The organism is Crocosphaera chwakensis CCY0110, assembly GCF_000169335.1.
In the GTDB taxonomy this organism is placed as follows: domain Bacteria; phylum Cyanobacteriota; class Cyanobacteriia; order Cyanobacteriales; family Microcystaceae; genus Crocosphaera; species Crocosphaera chwakensis.
Genome location: NZ_AAXW01000081.1, coordinates 1 through 18,832, shown reverse-complemented (window position 1 = coordinate 18,832; position 18,832 = coordinate 1). Strand labels below are relative to the sequence as shown.

20 protein-coding genes and 1 pseudogene are annotated in these 18,832 nt (G+C 37.6%); 8 read left to right on the top strand and 13 right to left on the bottom strand.

The genetic code is table 11. The features are described from left to right. The 3 genes and pseudogenes from CY0110_RS25185 to CY0110_RS25175 all read left to right on the top strand — a co-directional run. Window positions 1–495: pseudogene (locus tag CY0110_RS25185) on the top strand (IS5 family transposase); the annotation flags it as partial. Between the two features lie 332 nt (window positions 496–827). Beyond that, on the top strand, window positions 828–1,043 hold the full coding sequence (locus CY0110_RS25180; protein ID WP_008278454.1) for a hypothetical protein: 216 nt from the start codon (window positions 828–830) through the stop codon (window positions 1,041–1,043). Window positions 1,044–1,048: 5 nt separating this feature from the next. Beyond that, window positions 1,049–1,348 (top strand): type II toxin-antitoxin system RelE/ParE family toxin, encoded by a 300-nt coding sequence (locus tag CY0110_RS25175; RefSeq protein ID WP_008278453.1) that lies wholly within the window; start codon window positions 1,049–1,051, stop codon window positions 1,346–1,348. Between the two features lie 213 nt (window positions 1,349–1,561). On the opposite strand, the gene CY0110_RS25170 is transcribed toward CY0110_RS25175, so the two are convergent. After that, complete coding sequence (locus CY0110_RS25170) at window positions 1,562–3,106, bottom strand: alkaline phosphatase D family protein (protein ID WP_008278452.1); 1,545 nt, start codon at window positions 3,104–3,106, stop codon at window positions 1,562–1,564. Window positions 3,107–3,160: 54 nt separating this feature from the next. Continuing rightward, window positions 3,161–3,298, bottom strand: coding sequence for a DUF433 domain-containing protein (locus CY0110_RS31200; RefSeq protein WP_071943941.1), 138 nt, complete (start codon window positions 3,296–3,298; stop codon window positions 3,161–3,163). A gap of 54 nt (window positions 3,299–3,352) precedes the next feature. Between CY0110_RS31200 and CY0110_RS25160 the strand changes: the two genes are divergently transcribed. Then, the gene (locus tag CY0110_RS25160; RefSeq protein ID WP_008278450.1) at window positions 3,353–3,595 is read left to right on the top strand and encodes a DUF4926 domain-containing protein; all 243 of its coding nucleotides are present in this window, start codon (window positions 3,353–3,355) and stop codon (window positions 3,593–3,595) included. A gap of 56 nt (window positions 3,596–3,651) precedes the next feature. On the opposite strand, the gene CY0110_RS25155 is transcribed toward CY0110_RS25160, so the two are convergent. Both CY0110_RS25155 and CY0110_RS25150 read right to left on the bottom strand, forming a co-directional pair. Beyond that, window positions 3,652–4,854 (bottom strand): argininosuccinate synthase, encoded by a 1,203-nt coding sequence (locus CY0110_RS25155; RefSeq protein ID WP_008278449.1) that lies wholly within the window; start codon window positions 4,852–4,854, stop codon window positions 3,652–3,654. 167 nt (window positions 4,855–5,021) lie between these two features. Then, window positions 5,022–5,216 (bottom strand): DUF2949 domain-containing protein, encoded by a 195-nt coding sequence (locus CY0110_RS25150; protein WP_008278448.1) that lies wholly within the window; start codon window positions 5,214–5,216, stop codon window positions 5,022–5,024. 531 nt (window positions 5,217–5,747) lie between these two features. Between CY0110_RS25150 and CY0110_RS25145 the strand changes: the two genes are divergently transcribed. Continuing rightward, window positions 5,748–7,355, top strand: a complete 1,608-nt coding sequence (locus tag CY0110_RS25145; RefSeq protein WP_008278447.1) for a B12-binding domain-containing radical SAM protein — start codon at window positions 5,748–5,750, stop codon at window positions 7,353–7,355. 243 nt (window positions 7,356–7,598) lie between these two features. Further along, entirely contained in the window at window positions 7,599–7,754 is a 156-nt protein-coding gene (locus tag CY0110_RS30600) for a hypothetical protein (protein ID WP_008278446.1), read from the top strand. 78 nt (window positions 7,755–7,832) lie between these two features. Here CY0110_RS30600 and CY0110_RS30185 read toward each other — a convergent pair whose 3' ends face one another. From CY0110_RS30185 to CY0110_RS25125, 5 genes are all read right to left on the bottom strand, one after another. Next, a complete protein-coding gene (locus CY0110_RS30185; RefSeq protein WP_008278445.1) occupies window positions 7,833–7,982 on the bottom strand; it encodes a hypothetical protein in 150 nt (49 codons plus the stop codon). Between the two features lie 64 nt (window positions 7,983–8,046). After that, window positions 8,047–8,277 carry a type II toxin-antitoxin system HicB family antitoxin gene (locus CY0110_RS25140; protein ID WP_008278444.1) on the bottom strand — a complete coding sequence of 77 codons (231 nt, stop codon included), beginning with the start codon at window positions 8,275–8,277 and terminating at the stop codon, window positions 8,047–8,049. Between the two features lie 13 nt (window positions 8,278–8,290). Next, window positions 8,291–8,722, bottom strand: a complete 432-nt coding sequence (locus tag CY0110_RS25135) for a hypothetical protein (protein ID WP_008278443.1) — start codon at window positions 8,720–8,722, stop codon at window positions 8,291–8,293. 18 nt (window positions 8,723–8,740) lie between these two features. Further along, window positions 8,741–9,337: a hypothetical protein gene (locus CY0110_RS25130; RefSeq protein WP_008278442.1), complete on the bottom strand. Its 597-nt coding sequence runs from the start codon at window positions 9,335–9,337 to the stop codon at window positions 8,741–8,743. Between the two features lie 64 nt (window positions 9,338–9,401). Beyond that, the gene (locus CY0110_RS25125; RefSeq protein WP_008278441.1) at window positions 9,402–13,385 is read right to left on the bottom strand and encodes a magnesium chelatase subunit H; all 3,984 of its coding nucleotides are present in this window, start codon (window positions 13,383–13,385) and stop codon (window positions 9,402–9,404) included. 787 nt (window positions 13,386–14,172) lie between these two features. Between CY0110_RS25125 and CY0110_RS25120 the strand changes: the two genes are divergently transcribed. Beyond that, complete coding sequence (locus tag CY0110_RS25120) at window positions 14,173–14,400, top strand: PEP-CTERM sorting domain-containing protein (RefSeq protein ID WP_008278439.1); 228 nt, start codon at window positions 14,173–14,175, stop codon at window positions 14,398–14,400. A gap of 123 nt (window positions 14,401–14,523) precedes the next feature. Here the strand turns inward: CY0110_RS25120 and CY0110_RS25115 are convergent, their stop codons facing one another. Next, on the bottom strand, window positions 14,524–14,796 hold the full coding sequence (locus CY0110_RS25115) for a winged helix-turn-helix transcriptional regulator (RefSeq protein ID WP_008278438.1): 273 nt from the start codon (window positions 14,794–14,796) through the stop codon (window positions 14,524–14,526). Between the two features lie 403 nt (window positions 14,797–15,199). On the opposite strand from CY0110_RS25115, the gene CY0110_RS25110 reads away from it, so the two are divergent. Beyond that, window positions 15,200–16,525 (top strand): mechanosensitive ion channel family protein, encoded by a 1,326-nt coding sequence (locus CY0110_RS25110; RefSeq protein WP_050780061.1) that lies wholly within the window; start codon window positions 15,200–15,202, stop codon window positions 16,523–16,525. Here the strand turns inward: CY0110_RS25110 and mreD are convergent. The 3 genes from mreD to CY0110_RS25095 form a co-directional block, all read right to left on the bottom strand. Next, window positions 16,517–17,062 (bottom strand): rod shape-determining protein MreD, encoded by a 546-nt coding sequence (gene mreD, locus CY0110_RS25105; RefSeq protein ID WP_008278435.1) that lies wholly within the window; start codon window positions 17,060–17,062, stop codon window positions 16,517–16,519. The genes CY0110_RS25110 and mreD overlap by 9 nt on opposite strands. A gap of 12 nt (window positions 17,063–17,074) precedes the next feature. Next, on the bottom strand, window positions 17,075–17,824 hold the full coding sequence (gene mreC, locus CY0110_RS25100; RefSeq protein WP_035800656.1) for a rod shape-determining protein MreC: 750 nt from the start codon (window positions 17,822–17,824) through the stop codon (window positions 17,075–17,077). A 22-nt stretch (window positions 17,825–17,846) separates the two neighbouring features. After that, on the bottom strand, window positions 17,847–18,832 hold a 986-nt coding region (locus CY0110_RS25095), incomplete at its 5' end, for a rod shape-determining protein (RefSeq protein ID WP_008278433.1).

Here is an 18,832-nt window from a genome sequence, read left to right as displayed (position 1 = left end):
AAAGCCAACAGCAGCATCAGTTGATAGTCAGTCGGTAAAAACGACTCATAAAAGGGGGAGGTGTACGGCTTTGACGGAGGAAAAAAGATCAAAGGAAGGAAGCGTCACATTCTAGTTGATAGTCAAGGATTAATTTTGGCAGTGGTGGTAACAGAAGCAAATGCACCTGAAAGATTATTAGCACTTGCTTGTTTAATGGAAGATATTGAGGAATTATCACAATTAGAACTGATTTGGGTCGATGGTGGTTATACAGGTAATAATTTTGCTCGCGTAGTAGGACAACTGTGCAATGCTAGAGTTGAAGTAATTAAGCGCAGCGATGACTTTGGTGGGTTTCAAGTATTACCTCGAAGATGGGTGGTTGAGAGGACTTTTAGCTGGTTAGTTAATTCTCGTCGTTTAAGTTTGGATTATGAACTTTTGCCAGAAGTTAGTGAGGCTTTTATCTATACCGCAATGATTAGAATTATGTTACGTCGATTAGCTGCTTAATTTTCACTTTATAAATAGCTTCTTAATAAAGAAATTCTTAACAGGTGTTGCATCGTCTCTTTCCCCTGAGCAAAAACTGGAAATGATGAAATTATTAACCGATAGTTAGCTCAACACTTTTCACTTGTCCATCCCTAAGCACAATTTTTTTGACAAACCTGCTATAAACTGATTGTAACTCGTAAGGGCTTAACTCGTGTTTTCAGACCGTATCCCACAGCACAGGGTCTTGGAACACTTCGATTCAGTCTTCTTATAACTGTTATGGAAAATCAATTAAGATTTAAGATGAGATAATATTCCTAAAACAGTTCATAAAATCCTAAAACGAGATGATCACTTTAGAGCAAGTTTTAAATTCAGTTGAACAACTTTCCTTAGAAGAACAGGAAATGTTATTAAACATTTTACATCATCGGTTAATTGATTTGCGTCGTCAAGAAATTGCCAGAGATGCTAAAGACTCTATTGCTGCTTTTCAGGAAGGAAAACTAAAACCGCAACCCCTTGAGGAAATTTTAACAAAATTAAGAGCAACTTTAGATTAATTCTAATGAGAGAACTGATTTTAACGCCAAAGTTTGAAAGAGCTTTTCGTAAATTTGTTTTACGAAATCCTAAGCTACAGCAAAGAATTGAGAAAACTTTAGCACAAATGAAATTAGCACAAATGAAAGAGGATGTTTATTTACCAAATTTAGGAACTCACTCATTAAAGGGACAATTATTAGGATTAAAAGCTTGTTCGTGTGGATATGATTGTCGCATTATTTTTTCGATAGAAGTTGAACCAGAAACTAAACAAGAATTTATCATCTTACTTGATATTGGTACTCATGACGAGGTTTATTGACTATAACAAATTGGTGTAGAGATTTAACATAAATTGTACTCTATCTTAGCCAAAAATAAGGTTTTTAAATTGTCTATCAGTATGTAACTGTTCCAATTTTGATCAGATTGATTCAGTTAGTAAAATACTTTTTAGTTATTGTAGACTTTGTAGAATTTCTAGCCACATCGTTTGGACTCAGTGCAGCCATTGTTCTATTCTTTTGGAGTCGTTTTATTTGGTTAGGGGGATATTTTGCGCTCCAAGTTGACCATTTTTCACCATGAATGATTGTAAAGTATCGAGAGAAGCATCTGGATCTGAGACGCTTGATACAACTTGATAGTCACTTTTAAAATAGTCTGAGGTTATGGTACAACGTACGTATCCCTGTTTAGTTCCTTCAAAAAACTTGACATGACGATTAACTATTCTAGCTAATTTGATTGGTCCAATATACTGCTGAGGAAACTGTGAAGAGATAGCGGTTCCCACAAACTCTGTTGCGACTGTTGGCGATCGCGGATCATCAAAATCTAATTTTAGATCATTAACCCAACTCGAATGGATATCCCCTGAGATCACTATCGGGTTAGAAATTTGATTGTTGTGTAAAAAATTAAGCAAACGACGACGAGATGCTAGATAACCATCCCATTGATCCATATTAAACAATCCCTGGTCTGGACGAGGATCGAGATCATATTGAGCCATCATAATCTGTTGTGCAATAATATTCCAAGAGGCTGAACTATTGGATAGTTGGGATTGTAACCATTGTTCTTGCGCGGTTCCCAATACAGTAGCTGTGTCGCTGGTAGCTTCTTGACAACGAGGTTTTGCACCATCTCCACAGGGTTGATCACTACGATATTGTCTCGTATCCAATATCATCAATTTTCCTAAGTTTCCTAGCTCAAAGCTTCGATACAGGGTGATCTCTTCTTCTGGTTGGAAAGAGACACGGATTGGGGTATGTTCATAATAAGCTTGATAAGCTGCTTTGCGTCTGGCTTGAAATGCTTCTACACTTTGATTATCTTCTGGGGTAAGGTCAGCGTAATTATTATCCACTTCATGATCGTCCCAAGTCATGATCCAAGGAAAACGATGATGAGACGCTTGTAAGTTAGGATCACTTTTATATTGAGCGTAGCGGTTACGATAGTCTTCTAGGGTCAAACAATCTTTTCCTTGGTGCCGACGAACTGCATTTTGACCACCTGATCGCTCATAAATATAGTCCCCTAAAAAGACCACAAAATCAAGGTCTTCTCTAGCTAGATGTTTGTGAGCAACATAATAACCATTTTGCCAGTCTTGACAGGATGCAAAGGCAAAACTTATCTTGTCAACGGAAGTATTCGGGTTAGGTAAAGTTTTGGTTCTAGCGATCGCACTTTTATAGTCCCCCACTTGAAACTGATACCAGTAAACCTGGTTTGCTTCTAGTTCAGTTACATCCACATGAACCGAATGACCTAATTCTGGGATAGCCATAAAAGTCCCTTGACGAACAATTTTGGTCATTTTGGGATCTTTAGCCATTTTCCATTCAACAGGAACGCTTATATTCGGAATTCCGCCTCCTTTGAGGGGATCTGGTGCTAATCTTGTCCAGATAATAACGCGATCGCTTAAAGGATCTCCCGAAGCGACTCCTAAGGTAAAAGGAGAGTTAGAAAATTCTGGGATAGAAGCAGCCTGAGTGTTTAATGGATCACTAATAATTAAACCTGAACTTAAAAGGGTTGTTATTAGAAAGTCTCTTCGTTTCATTAATCACGAAATAATTAAATTTATCAATTTATCTTTTGTATTTTATGATAAAGCTCAAGATTTAGCAGTAAAAGCAAAACAAGCTTGTATATTTTCAAGGGTTAGATCAGGAAAATCATCTAATACTTCCTCGATAGTCATCCCTCCTCCTAAATAGTCGAAAATGTCAGCTACAGCAATACGAGTATTAATGAGAACTTTCCCAGATTAACAAATTATTATCCTGTCAATAAATGAGGTATTCTTATGAATAAATTTCAAGAATTAGATGTAGTCGCTTTAACAGAGGATAGGCAAACAACTCACTTTGAAACGGGACAAGCTATTACCTTACATAAAGGGCAAGTGGGAACAATTGTTATAGAGTATGATGGTGAAGCGTTTGAAGTAGAATTTTCTAATAATGATGGAACAACCTATGCGATGGAAACCATACCAGCTAATCAATTAATGTTATTACATTATGAATTAGTAAAAGCGATCGCTTAATCTATCAAACAATAATAATAGGGACTTAATCTAAATTAAGCCCCAAAATTGAACCCTTAACCTTTGGTTTTTTCAGCCCAAACTCTAGTAGGGAGTCCCCAAATATAGATAAAGCCTTCTGCTGCTTTATGATCGAAGTAATCATCTTCCCCATAGGTAGCTAAGTTGGGGCTATAGATGGAATAATCAGATTGACGACCAACTATGTTTGCATTACCTTTGAATAGCTTAATGCGAACCATCCCCGTGACTCTTTCTTGAGTATGATCGATGAAAGCATCAAGGGACTCTTTTAAAGGAGAATACCATAACCCTCGATAGATTAAATGACTATAGGTGTCTTCAATACCTTTCTTGTATTGGGTAACATCAGCAGTCAGGGTTAAACTTTCTAAGTCGCGGTGGGCATCAATGAGAACTAATAAAGCAGGGGCTTCATAAATTTCTCGTGATTTAATGCCAACCACTCTATTTTCAATCATATCGAGTCGACCGACACCGTGTTTACCCACAACATCATTGAGTTGACTAATGAGGGCAACGGGATCTAAGGTTTGACCATTGAGACTGACAGGAATACCCTTCTCAAAACCGATCTCCACGTATTCGGGGGTATCTGGTGTATCTGCGATCGCCTTGGTCATTAAGTAAATTTCTTCCGGGGGTTCGGTCATGGGATCTTCTAGGGGACCGGCTTCGATACTACGGCCCAAGAGGTTGCGATCGATACTGAAAGGAGAAGACTTCTTAACGGGAAATTCTAACCCAAATTGCTCGCCGTAGGCAATGGTTTGTTCCCGACTCATATTCCATTCCCTAGCAGGGGCTAATACTTTTAAGGTAGGATTTAAGGCTAAGATTCCTAAATCAAAACGGACTTGATCATTACCTTTGGCAGTGCAACCATGAGCAACTGCATCGGCCCCGTATTTTTCAGCAGCGTCTACTAATAGTTTAGCAATGAGAGGACGGGCTAACGCTGTAGAGAGAGGATAACGACTCTCATAGAGGGCATTAGCTTTGATAGCTTTAAAGGCATAGTCGGTGACAAACTCCTTGGTGGCATCTTCTACCAGGGACTCAACAGCCCCTGATTTTAAGGCTTTGGCTTGGATGGGGCCTAGTTCATCCCCTTGGCCCAAGTCCGCAGCTAAGGTGATAACTTCTTCTACTCCCCACTCTTGCTTGAGATAGGGAATACAAACGGAGGTATCTACCCCACCAGAATAAGCAAGCACGACTTTTTTAGCACGACCCATATAATTTTATCTCTAGCATACATCTCAAAGCTCATTTTACTTTAGGTCACTTGATTAAGTCATTAGTATGGGTCAAGAATACAGAACAATTTAGGCATCATAAATACTTTCTTAAAATTGGCAGTAATTAAAGCAAAAGTAGTGATAATGAAGTGTTGGTTAGTTATCTATAAAAGATGTTCATCTAACCAATCAAAGACAGATTCTAACTGTTCTTTAGTAACTAAGCCATATTGCCAGAGAATCATTGGGAAATGGTGTGGCATAGCCTGTTCATCTTTAAGAGCAAGATTAAGAGACTCAGGGGGAATATCTAAGTCTCTTTGAAGAAAATCAAGAAGTCTAGTTGCAGTGGGGTTCATAATTAAAGCAGATTTTAAAGGGTTTTTAAAAACAAATAAACTGGCTTTTGAGAAAAAACCACGATTACATTGAATATCATCATTGTGTCAATGGTGTGTCAAGAATATGTCAAGTCGGTGACAATTATTTTGTTTTCCCAAGTTCGGGAACTCATTGATATTTTTATAAGGACAATTCATCTACTGTCATAGCATTACACTCATGCTTTAGCCATTAAGCCTGATTATCAATTAGCTATTAATAACTGAAACAACAATAGTAATTGATAAATTGAAAGAGTAAATATTTACAGAAGGGGCAGAATAATATTAAGCCTAGATAATACCATTTTATAGGCTTAACACGATTAAATCACTACAGAATGGAATAATACATTAATTGTGTGTTATTTTTATATTATATTCTGAGAATCATTTTGTTATTATAGAAATTCCTAAGAAAACACAATCTAAATTGTTATCTGTATGTCCCTAAAATCCTTATCATTAAAGATATACCTCATAACTCAAAAAATTGATGAATGATAACTTATGACTGATTTTAACCAAGAACGTTTATTATTTAATCTTGTATCTCCTGCTAATGATGCGATTCCTTTAATTTTTGCTTTTCCTAATGATTACACTGTGGGAATCACTAGCTTAGGTTATCAAATTATTTGGGCAACCTTTGCAACTCGTTCTGATATTCAGGTTAGTCGCTTATTTACCGATATTCAAGAGTCCTTACCCTCAAATCCTGAATTATTAGGCTTTTCTTTTTCTTGGGAATTAGATTATGTTAATATCCTTAATCTTTTAGAATCTTTAGCTATTCCTTTTCAAGCTAATGAACGAAACAATAATCATCCTTTAGTATTCGGTGGAGGACCAGTTTTAACTGCTAACCCTGAACCGTTTGCTGATTTCTTTGACATTATTTTATTGGGAGATGGAGAAAATTTAATCAATGATTTTATCAATGCTTATAAAACTGTACGATATGAAGACAGGAAAACAAAATTAAGATATTTAGCAACCATTCCAGGGATTTATATTCCCAGTTTATATGAAGTTGAGTATCACAGTCCCGATGGTGAAATAAAATCTATCCAACCCATTGATACTAATATTTCTTCTACTGTTGAAAAACAAACTTATAAAGGTAATATTTTATCTGCTTCTACTGTAGTAACAGAAAAAGCAGCATGGGAAAATATCTACATGGTAGAAGTGGTCAGAAGTTGTCCAGAAATGTGTCGTTTTTGTTTAGCTAGTTATCTAACTTTACCTTTCCGCACAGCTAGTTTAGAGGGTTCTCTGATACCAGCAATTGAAAAAGGTTTACAAGTAACTAAGAGAATTGGTTTATTAGGTGCATCTGTCACCCAACATCCTGAATTTAACGATTTATTAGATTATCTCCATCAACCTAAATATGAAGATGTTAGAGTAAGTATTGCCTCCGTTAGAACTAATACATTAACAGAAAAATTAGCAAAAATATTAAGCGATCGCCATACAAAATCTGTTACTATTGCTGTTGAAAGTGGTTCGGAAAAAATCAGAAAAATTATTAACAAAAAATTAGAAAATGAAGAGATTATACAAGCAGCAATTAATGCTAAAGCAGGAGGATTAAAAAACTTAAAACTCTATGGAATGATAGGGATACCAAAAGAAAATGAGGAGGATATCGAACAAACCATTAGGATGTTAGAATCCATCAAAAAAGCAGTCCCAGGATTAAGATTAACCTTTGGTTGCAGCACTTTTGTCCCTAAATCTCACACACCATTTCAGTGGTTCGGTGTTAATAAAATAGCGAAAAAAAGACTTAGATATTTACAGAAACAACTAGGTAAAAAAGGGATAGAATTTCGTCCAGAAAGCTATAATTGGTCTGTGATTCAAGCATTAATGTCGAGAGGCGATCGCCGTCTTAGTAAACTACTGCAATTAACTCGATTTTATGGTGACTCATTAGGTAGCTATAAACGCGCTTTCAAAGAATTAAAAGGACAATTACCCTCTTTAGATTATTATGTTCATAATGACTGGAGAACTGAACAAATCTTACCTTGGAGTCATCTCAATGGACCGTTACCTCAATCAACTTTAATGAAACATTTAGATACATCTATGTCCGTAACTTATTAACATATAGACTGTTTTTGTAACAAATATTAATACTTGATCATTGTTTCGTTGTTTACAATAAAGTTATAAGTTGATGACATTTCACTACAGAAATACTTGAGTTGTGAGCTTAACTGCACTCACTGTACAGTTAATCTAAATCTAGTTCCAATAAGTTAACAGCAAGCTTAACTGACTCACAAGTTCAACAATAAAGGAAGGTCATCTGTAACTTTGAGATGAATATAACGGAGAGTCAATATTATGCACGATATGTATTTTAAGCCCTTAAGTAAGGAAGATCGCAAAAAGAACGAATATCTAGAACAGGTTAACCATGCACCTTATTTCATGATTTCTATGATTATCATGGCAGTATTTATCTTGTTTACCACTGCCGTTCTTTTAGGGGTGTTTTAAGGTCTGCTTATAAATTTCAGGTAGGATTTACCCATCCTACCTAACTAAATTGGATAATAGAACACTTTTGAAACATTGTCAAGTTTCCTCTTCTTTATCTTTAGGGTTAATTAACCATCCTAATTTTGTTCCATTTTCTAGATACTCTATCATCTTTTCTTGTAAAGATTTTAAACTGTAAAGGCAGTATAACTCTAATATACTCATACCTTTTGGGGTAATACGCATAAACTTTTCCCTCTCCAATATAATCAGTTAGGTTAAATGCAATCACAATAGTTAACTCGAAAAACTATTTTCTTGAAGGTAAAGGAATCCTTTTCTTACCACTATGATAAACCGTCTCTATCCATAATTCTCTTGCTTCCTCAATATTAATAACAACTTCTTCTAATGTTTCTCCTTGAGTTATACACCCTTGTAAGTCAGGAATTAAAGCAGTATATCCTCCTTCATCTTCAGGGTAAATTGAAATAAGATATTTAAGGGATAAAAAATAGTCTAATGTGCTATTATTTTTCATCATTTCTAATATTCTAAATAGGTTTAACTAGATCACCAATTTGAGGATTATCAAAAGGTATAAGATTTTTATGTTCTGAGATTTGTCCAATATATAAATGATCTATACTATTAGTCCTAATAGTAATATTATGAGTTGTATTTTGAGCATTTGAAAGATAACTTAACTCAATCGTTTTATCTGATTCAAGAATTGAAATTTTATCTTGAACAAAAATGATTTTTCCTGTTCCTCGAACTAATTCAAGAAATCCTAGAGATTCTCCAGTATTCGGATCTTTAATATCTTCATCACTAACACAATAAACTAACATTCTTTGTCCTTCTTCAATTCGATGTTCTGATCCACGATTAATGACTAATTTATAATCATCAATCACTTTTGCTACAATAGCAGGAAATGTTCCTTTTGGTGATAAAAGAGGGGTATTTGTGACTTGTTCCATGTTCGCTATCCTTTTCCTTTAGAGTTGATTAGAATTCTTAGGGGTTCCAGGTCTAATAATAGTTCTTTCTAAGACTGTATTATCATTATTAGTTAACCTGTCTAAAATAGTTTGATAAGTAGAAAATGGCTGATTCATTACTGCTTGCATTTTTCCATCACTTTGTATGTTCTCAATGAAACCTACACCAATGAATCTTTCAAAACCATCTTCATCTGTATAATAAAAAGATATTCTTATTTTAACAGCAAATAATTCTGAACTCTCTAGAAGACATAATATAAGTCCTTGATCTTGATCTTTTTGAACTCTAAGTATTTTAGGTATTCTCCATTTATTAACCTCATTAATCAGGTTTTCATTAGTTTCTTTCAACTGTTCTAACTCAGATTCTAACTTCTTAGTATATCTAAAAGCTTTATAAGCTGCATGAAAAAGAGTAATAAGGATAATTAGAGTAAAGACAGCTATTGTAATGACTAAAGCGAGAGAAACCTGAGTTTTTGATGAAATAATCCAAGCTAAGACTGAAATAATAATTCCTAGAAATGTAGTGGGAACTGCATAAATTTCTAGAAAACTTTGCCATATAAACCCCCAAAAGCTATTTTTCATAACTTATCTTTCAAAGACAGAGAGACTAGCATCACACCAGTCTCTCTAATCTTATATTCCTATCTTATTCTACACCTTCAATTCTGTCCTCAACTTCTTGATACAATTCCTGCAGTCTTTCCAAGTTTTCTTCGGAGGTTTCCCAATAACCTCGTCCGTTAACTTCAAGTAATGTACCGACCATTTTACGGAAAGAATTAGGGTTTAAATTCATCAGACGTTTACACATTTCTTCGTCTTCAATGAAAGTTGTATTAACGTCTTCATACACCCAGTTATCTACTGCGTCTGCGGTTGCACTCCATCCCATTGTATTCACTAACCGCTTAGAAAGTTCCCTGACACCTTCATAACCATGAGATAACATTCCTTCGTACCATTTAGGGTTTAATAACTTGGTACGCGCGTCTAAACGGACGGTTTCGGATAATGTACGAACTTGTGCATTAGCAGTAGTAGTATCCGCAATATAAGCAGCCGGTTTTTTGCCATCTCCCCGTAAGTTTGCTACAACTTTTGTGGGATCAGAGTCAAAATAATGGGACACATCCGTTAAACTAATCTCGGAAGAATCTAAATTTTGAAACGTTGCATCTGCCGTTTTTAACGCTGATTCAAACACTTTTCGGTTATCTTTCATGATACCAGGATTGTCTGAATCGAAGGCAAAACTTTTACGGTTGAGATACATATCTTGTAACTCTTTTTCTTCTTCCCAACTGCTATTTTCTACCGCTAAGTTTACATTAGAAGAATAGGAACCAGAAGCGTTGGAAAAAATGCGGGTAGCTGCTTCACGGAGGTTAATTCCCATTTCATCTGCTTGCTGCATCGCGTGTTTCCGAACATAGTTCATTTCGATGGGTTCGTTCGCTTCTGCTGCCATTTTAACCGCCTGATCTAATAAGTTCATTTGATTAATAAATAGGTCACGGAAAACACCAGAACAATTAACCACCACATCAATACGGGGTCTTCCTAATTCTTCAAGGGAAATTAACTCTAATTTGTTGACCCTTCCTAATGCGTCGGGTACGGGTTTCACTCCTACCATCCACATAATTTGTGCGAGGGACTCACCATAAGTTTTGATGTTATCCGTACCCCATAATACACAAGCAATGGTTTCGGGATAATTACCACCATTATCGATTTTTTGACGAGCAATTAAACGATCTACTACTATTTTTGCAGACTTGACCGCAGCTAAAGTAGGAATGGACTGAGGATCTAACGCATGGATATTTTTACCAGTCGGTAAAACATTAGGATTACGGATGGGATCACCACCGGGTCCAGGTAATACATATTCCCCTTCTAATGCTTTTAGTAAACCCCCTAATTCATTATCCGCACAAACCTGTTCTAAGCAAAATTCCAGGTACTCAAACAGAGGTTTTAACTTTTCTTGATCGACTTTTTTGTAGCCTAAATCGTGTAAAGTTTCTATCCAAGGGGCTTTTTTACCCATGTTGAAAAAGTTGAGTTTAGAGACAAGGGATACTCTTCCTTCTGCATCTATCTGGGTTTTTACTAAAGATGCGACCGCTTCACGAGTTGCTAAAGTGATTTGTTGTAGCAATTCTACATCTTCTAAAATACCCCGATCGCTGTTTTGATAAACTTGCTCAATATCTCGGTCTAAACTATCAGCAAGAATGCGAGGTAAAGAGATAATTCCTTCTTCTTCTCGGTCTAAAGATGCTATGTTTACCAAAGTTGCGATCGCTTCTTCTGCGGTAGGAGGTTTACCCACAACATGGAGGCCACAAGGCAGCAAACGGGATTCAATTTCCATCAATTTTCGATAGACCAAACCGACAATATTATCCCGTTCTTCTTGGGTCATGTCTTTAGCATCTGTATCAGGTAATTCGATATCCTGATCTAAATTCACTAAGCGACATTTATCCATAATGGTGTTAACAATAGGAACACCACGACCGCCATCTTTTAAGGTTTGATAGGAACCAATTAACTCACTTAATTCTTTTAATCCCTTGTATAACCCTGCATTCTCAGCAGGAGGGGTTAAATAAGAGATGGTTTCTGCATAGCTGCGACGTTTAGCAATAGTCGCTTCACTGGGATTATTGGCTGCATAATAGTATAGGTTGGGAATGTTACCAATGAGACTATCGGGATAACAATCACCAGACATACCCATCTGTTTTCCTGGCATAAATTCCAGTGATCCATGTGTTCCGAAATGTAAGACCGCGTCGGCTTTCCAAACTTGGTTTAAATAGGTGTAATAAGCAGCAAACCCATGATGAGGACTAGCGGATCTTGAGAATAGTAACCGCATGGGATCACCTTCATATCCAAAGGTGGGTTGTACCCCAATAAAGACGTTACCAAAGTGTTTCCCATAGATGAGTAAATTCTGTCCGTCGCTGTTTAAATGTCCTGGTGGGGGTCCCCAGTTTTCTTCTAACTTCACAGAATAGGGGGTTAAACGTTCATATTGCTCCACAGACATCCGATGGGCTATATTTAACTCAGGTGAGGCGTATTGCGCTTGTGCGTCATGTATGACCGCTTCCATGAGTTCTTTGGGAGACTCAGGAATATCCTGCACATCGTAACCATTTCCCTGTAAAGCTTTGATTACTTCATAAATAGACCCAAATACGTCTAAATAGGCTGCGGTTCCCACATTTCCTTTATCGGGGGGGAAACTAAATACCGTAATAGCCACTTTTTTATCGAGTTTAGGCTTTTTCCTTAAAGTAGCCCATTTCATTGCCCGTTGGGCCACTGCTTCGATCCGATCTTGTAATGCGATCGCTCGTCCTGTGCTTCCGTCCCGTCCTGAGAGTATAATAGGTTCAATGGCTCCATCTAATTCAGGGATAGCGATTTGCAGCGCAACTTGAATGGGATGTAACCCTAAATCACTTTCTTCCCATTCTTGGGTGGTTTGGAATACCAAAGGTAAAGCACACATATAGGGACGGTTGAGGCGTTTTAAGGAGTCTATCGCTTTAGGATGATCCTGACGCGCTGGACCTCCTACTAAGGCAAACCCTGTTAATGATACTACAGTATCCACAATGGGAAATCTCTCTTTATCGCCTTTCCAAAAATAAGCTTCTACCGGTTTAGAAAAGTCCAAACCTCCGGCAAACACCGGGATAACTTTTGCACCCATACATTCTAATTCTTGCACCATAGCGACATAATGAGCATCATCTCCAGTCACCAGGTGAGTTCGTTGTAAAATGAGTCCGATACAAGGGGCCAACGGATCTTTTAAGTCATCAGAAATATCGCGACGACTGTTATACCATTCCATATAGGAAGGTACATGCTCAAACATTTTCATGGATAAAGGATGCCAAATACCCATGTCAGGGTAAACAATTGGTTCCTTGTAGTAAACCTGTTTATCCCCAAACAGATCGGGATAGGAATATTTATGAGCTAACATGACTAAGAAGTTCTCTAAATTCTCAGAAGAACCCCCTAACCAATATTGGAAACTTAACATAAAATTGCGAGCATCTTGCGCTTTTTCAACGGGAAGATACTTCAACACTTGGGGTAGCGTCCGCAATAATTTTAACATCGCATCTTGGAAACCTGCCCCAGAATTTTCCTTACGCTTCCGCATAAATTGGGCGATCGCACTTTTAGACTGTCCCAACTGGGCCATAGAAAAGCTACCCAACTTATTTAAGCGCATCACTTGGGGCATTGAAGGGAACACCACCACTGCATCTAGATTATCACGGTGAGGTTGAACCGCTTCGACTACTTTATCCGCTAAGTCTTCAATAAAAATTAAAGAAGCGATAAATAAGTTAGCTTCTGCCACATCTCGCTTAAATTCTTCATAATTTTCAGGGTTTCTCAGTTCTTCGATTAAATAACCGCTAATTTCAATAGCCAACTTAGGATTATTCTTATTAATAGCTTTGACTGCTGCTGAAAGAGAACTTTGATACTGAGGTTCTAACACCACATAGACCACCTTTAGCAAAGAACGACCATTGGTTGCCTCTGGAATGATATGGCGAATGGTGGACTTGACATGGGTAAACATATATGATAAGGCTCCTTTGTTGTTATGATGGTCTAAATAAGTTGGGAACACTGCAACATTCTAGGTAGAAGCTTAGGCCCCCAAATCAAATAACACTCCTCTGTGTTTGTATCAGAAAACGAGGCCAAATGGAGTGGTTACTCGATGATTTGACACATTTTGCAAAGAAACATGACATATTTTGTTACAAATATTGACAAATAAACTGAGTGTTTACTCAAATTTATATTTACAAAATTTATTTGTTTGATAATTGACAAATTGACTACACAAATGTAAATAATTTATTTATTGATTAAAGACAATAGATAATATAGATTTGAATAAAAATTCTATTTTAATGAGTTAGTTTATACGTACTATTGTAAGATATCAGTAAGAGCTTCATAGGCTTTTACTTCTACAAATAAATCTCTGTAGAGTTTACAGTAAGTATCAACACAGTTTACCGTCATTTGAGGGGGGGGAGGCTTAAACATCCTCTCTGTCTGACTTTCAGATTTTTTTCTTGATTGTACGGCTCCTAAACTGATGAAAGAGGGATATCACACTGAAAAATAATTAGGTAATTTTACTTGATTAGTAAGTTTTTGCCAATAAGTGGGAATACTAAAAATGTAAAAGGGTTAAGCCTCTTTTTATAATTCCTACTATTTTAAAAATCTTACTTTATGCTATTATGCTAAACTTCCTGCTATTATTACTAATTCCTCTTCTTTTTCTTGATAGTTGTAACTCTCAAAATACTAATCTTTCTGATGTAAGATCAGACAATAGTTTTTCCATCATGGAAGATAACTTCCTAGAGGTTGAAGATAACTTACTAGGGCTTGAAGATAACCTATTAGGAATTGAAGATAACTTACTAGGGGTCGAAAATAATTTCTTGATTTCACCTGAAGAAGATCAAGATAACGAAGTTTCTGTTACGCCAAAGACTGTTTCTGAACCAGGAACTGTTATTGGACTGCTCGCTGTCACCGTTTTAGGTTTAGGTTTGCGAAGTGTTAAATAAACCCCATAAGTATTAACTGACACTATTGCTTGTGCATTTCTAAGAAAATGTTTTAGAATTTGTAATCATACATCCATTGTCCCCTCTGCTTTCTAGACGTTTGTAGCTCTCTTTATTTTACTTTTATTTTCCGAGAGGAATAGAAGAATGATATTGTATACCGGTAAATGAACTAACAGGATAATAAATCAATTGTTTATGATCTGGATTGAGTTTTGCCTGTATAAAATTTGAATTTTTGAGGTCTTTTAAACAATAATTAATCATAGACACAGGACGATTTAAGCGATCGCTTAACGATTTCACTGTAATTCCTTCAGGATGAGTTAAAATCAACTCTAAAATTAGCTCTTTTGTAGTAGGGCCTGGGGTTGGAGAAATAATAGTAAACGGCAAAATTTAGTCTATATATATTCACAAAGTACAGTTTTTAAGACTTATGAAAAATACATAAAGTTCCAATTTTTTAATCTACTTCAACGTAAGTTCAAAAGAAATTTATCAAACAAGAAAAAAACATTTGATTGATAATAGGTAAGAAGACGAACAAAATTAAATTTACCGACGCTTTCGCCTCCAAAGGCAGAGGTGCGTTTTTAAGACGGAAAAAGTTTGGGAGAAGTAGAAGCTCGCTCCAAAGAAGAAAACTTCAGCCTTCCTCGCGCGTTCCCAAACGGCCCTTTGGGTTCGCTCGTCTGCGTTTCAACTTCTGCTCCCTTTTGACATATCTATCTAGGGTTAAATATGCACAAGCAACACCAATATTCTATATTTATAAGGATTTTATTCTTTGTTTCCTATGAAAATAGCATTTGCGTCATTCAAGTGTGTTTCTTGCCGACGTTTGTACTGGTTGGTTATTGTCAGTAGTTTTTTTTGGGTAATGGTTCCTACGGCTATCAGTCAAGAAGATATAGTACCTGTTGAGTCTGTACCGATAGAAAACAACGTTCCTAATGATAGTGTTTATTTTGCCGACGTTCTAGTAAGAGGTCAACCCATTTTTCAAATCGGTAGTTTAGCCGAAATCGATGCTCGTCAACGAGCAGCGACTGTTAATCGACGTATTGCCAGTTTATTGGCTCAGAATCAACCCCTAGAACAGGTTAGCGTTAACCCAGATAATCCTAGAAAAATAGCCACATTACAAGTCAATAATCGAGTTCTGATGACTGTTACGGAGCAAGATGCTCAAGACTTTGGCTTAGAAGTAGACTCATTAGCACAGAAATGGGCTGATCAACTTAATGAGGCCGTTGATAAGCCACCTTTAGCCATTGACGTAGGACAACGTCTTTACGGAACAGTCCGTCAACTGATAAGGAATACTATAGGTAATTTACCTTCTATCATAGGAGCAATAATTGTCGTAGGACTTACCTGGGGTGCTGCCACAATCGTCCGTTATGTTGCGTTTACTTGGGCGCAACAGACAGAAGGTGATTCTAGTTCAGAAATTCTGATTGGACGACTCAGTTATGGTTTAGTTTGGGTGATTGGTTCGGTCATTGCATTAGGGGTTTTAGGGATCGATTTTGCTGCTTTACTGGGTGCGTTGGGACTAACCAGTGTTGCCATTGGTTTCAGTCTCAAAGATGTTTTAAGTAACTATATTTCTGGTGTAATCTTATTAGCTGCTCGGCCATTTCGTATCAACGATCAAGTTGTCATTGACGTTTATGAAGGAACCATTACTCAAATTCAGTTACGAGCCACCACTCTGAAAACCTATGATGGACGGTTAGTGTATATTCCCAATCAAGAGGTGTTTCAAGCGAGCATTATCAATAATACAGCATCTCCCCGTCGTCGTAGTTCTGTTATCGTTGGTATCGACTATGATGCAGATATTAAAGAAGCGCAACAAGTTATTTATCAGGCCGTTAATAGTATTGAGACAGTGGAAAAAAATCCCGTTCCTGAGATATTGGTTCAAGAATTGGCTGCTAGCACTGTCAATTTAGAGGTTCGCTTTTGGGTAGATTCGAGGCGAACAGGTTTTCTGACTACAACATCCATTGTAACTGAGGCAATTAAAAAAGCTTTAGAGCAAGCTAATATTGAAATGCCTACCGATATTTACACTTTAGTTTTCCGTAATTCTCCTAACCAAAGGTTAATTTAGTTTAGTTGCTTTAGCATTTCGGATCGGATTATTTTCCCACCAAGAATTCAGAGGATAGTACAAAACTGGGGCCCATAAACTACTCAAAATAGCTGAGGATAAAACTAATTGTTGATACTCTTGCCAAACATCTTCAAACGTCCGTGTGCGTCCTATAATATACTGAATTGAAGTAATACTTTCCGCAATAATTACCATAGCAAAAACAATCAAAGCGACAGAAATAAAATCCTCTTGAATATATTTATGTTTTTGCAGACGTGCGGTTAAGGCACCAACGACCACTAAACTGACAACATGAGACGGATAAGCCCCAGTTAAGCCATCTTGAATTAATCCCATCACTAACCCTGCGATCGCTCCTTGAAAGATGCTTCTTTTGGTACTCCAAACCACAACCCAAATCAAAATCCAATTCGTACCAATACCGAGTAATTCCATTCCTGGAAGACGGGTCAGAGACAATAATAAACATAAAGTCACAGAACCAGCAATAACAACTTTATTGAGAAAGGAATATCGTCTCCAAAAGGCCATAATACTAATAACTCATTTACTCTTATAAGGATGAATCACAGCCCATTCCAAGTCATTAAGAGGGGCAGTTAATAAGACTTTCGCTTCTGGTGCCGGGCCTTTTTCTAAATCTACAGATTGAATCCGTCCAATGGGTAAAGCATCAGGAAACAAACGACTTACTGGGGAAGTGGTAATGGTATCCCCAGGACTCACTTTGGGAACTTTCTCAAAAAAGCGCATCACAGCGATGCGAGAACTACCCCCAATAACAACTCCCATCGTTCCGGTACGACTGACTCTACCCCCAACACGACTGGTGGGATCACTGACCAATAGGACTCGACTGGTATTGGGTGTCACATCCACAACACGGCCGACTAAACCGCCGATTCCAGTCACCACAAAACCCACTTCGATGCCATCTTCACTACCCCGACCCAAAACAATTTGTTTCCACCAATCATCTACACTACGGCCAATAATGGGGGCAGCAATTACCTCTTGTTTTTGTGCTTCAAAATAGCCTAATAATTTTTGTAACTGTTCGTTTTTTCGCTCTAATTCGATAACACGCTGTTGCAATTCCGTAATACGAGCGTTGGTTAGTCGTTCTTGTAAGAGTTCAGGGGACTCTGATTGTAAAGGACGACTGACCCAGTAATACAGTTCTAAAATAGGGGCTCCTTGAGTTTGGCGCAAAAACCAGCCAATCCCCAGAGCAACGGCTGCCCAAACCAGTTTAGAACCATATCGACCGTACCAACGACGTATTATCACAATTATTTGCCTATTTCGCTTCTGTTTACATCACTTGAGAGCTTTGACTCATGACCCGATCTAAAACAGTGGGATTTTTTAAGACTTCCCCCGTTCCTTTGACTACACAGCGTAGGGGATCTTCTGCAATGTGAGTAACAATGCCAGTTTCATGAGAGAGTAGGGTATCAATTCCCCGTAATAAAGCCCCACCGCCGGCTAACATAATACCGCGATCAATAATATCGGCTGCTAATTCTGGAGGAGTTCTTTCGAGAGTACGTTTAATGGCATCGACAATAACAGCCAAAGGTTCAGCCATACTTTCTCTAATTTCTTCCCCTTTAATGGTGACAGTACGAGGTAACCCTGACATCAGATGTAATCCTCGCACTTCCATTTTTGGTTCTTCGTCGTGACGCATGGGATAGGCGGAGGCTAAGCGAATTTTAATTTCTTCGGCGGTGCGTTCTCCGATGACCATGTTGTGGACTTTTTTCATATATTGAATAATGGAGTCCGTTAACTCGTCTCCTGCTACCCTGACGGACTCACTTAAGACTCGTCCTTGTAAACTTAAGACAGCGACTTCAGTGGTTCCTCCACCAATGTCTACAATCATGTTTCCGGTGGCTTCTGTAACAGGTAAACCAGCCCCTAAAGCTGCGGCAACAGGTTCTTCAATTAATCCTACATCTCTGGCACCAGCTTCTCTGGCAGCGTCAATTACGGCTCGTCGTTCCACTTCTGTGATACCACTAGGAATGCCAATAACCATCCGAGGGTTTCCTAAAGGACTTCCTTCATGGGCCCGTTGAATAAACTCTTTAAGCATAATCATGGCACTTAAAAAGTCGGCAATGACTCCATCTCGTAACGGACGCAAAGCAACCACGTTACCGGGTGTTCGTCCTAACATTTTCTTGGCTTCTTCCCCAACAGCTAGGGGGATTTTTCGATCTTGATCAATGGCCACTACGGATGGCTCTTCAAGTACAATACCTTTACCGGATACATAGACTAAGGTGTTAG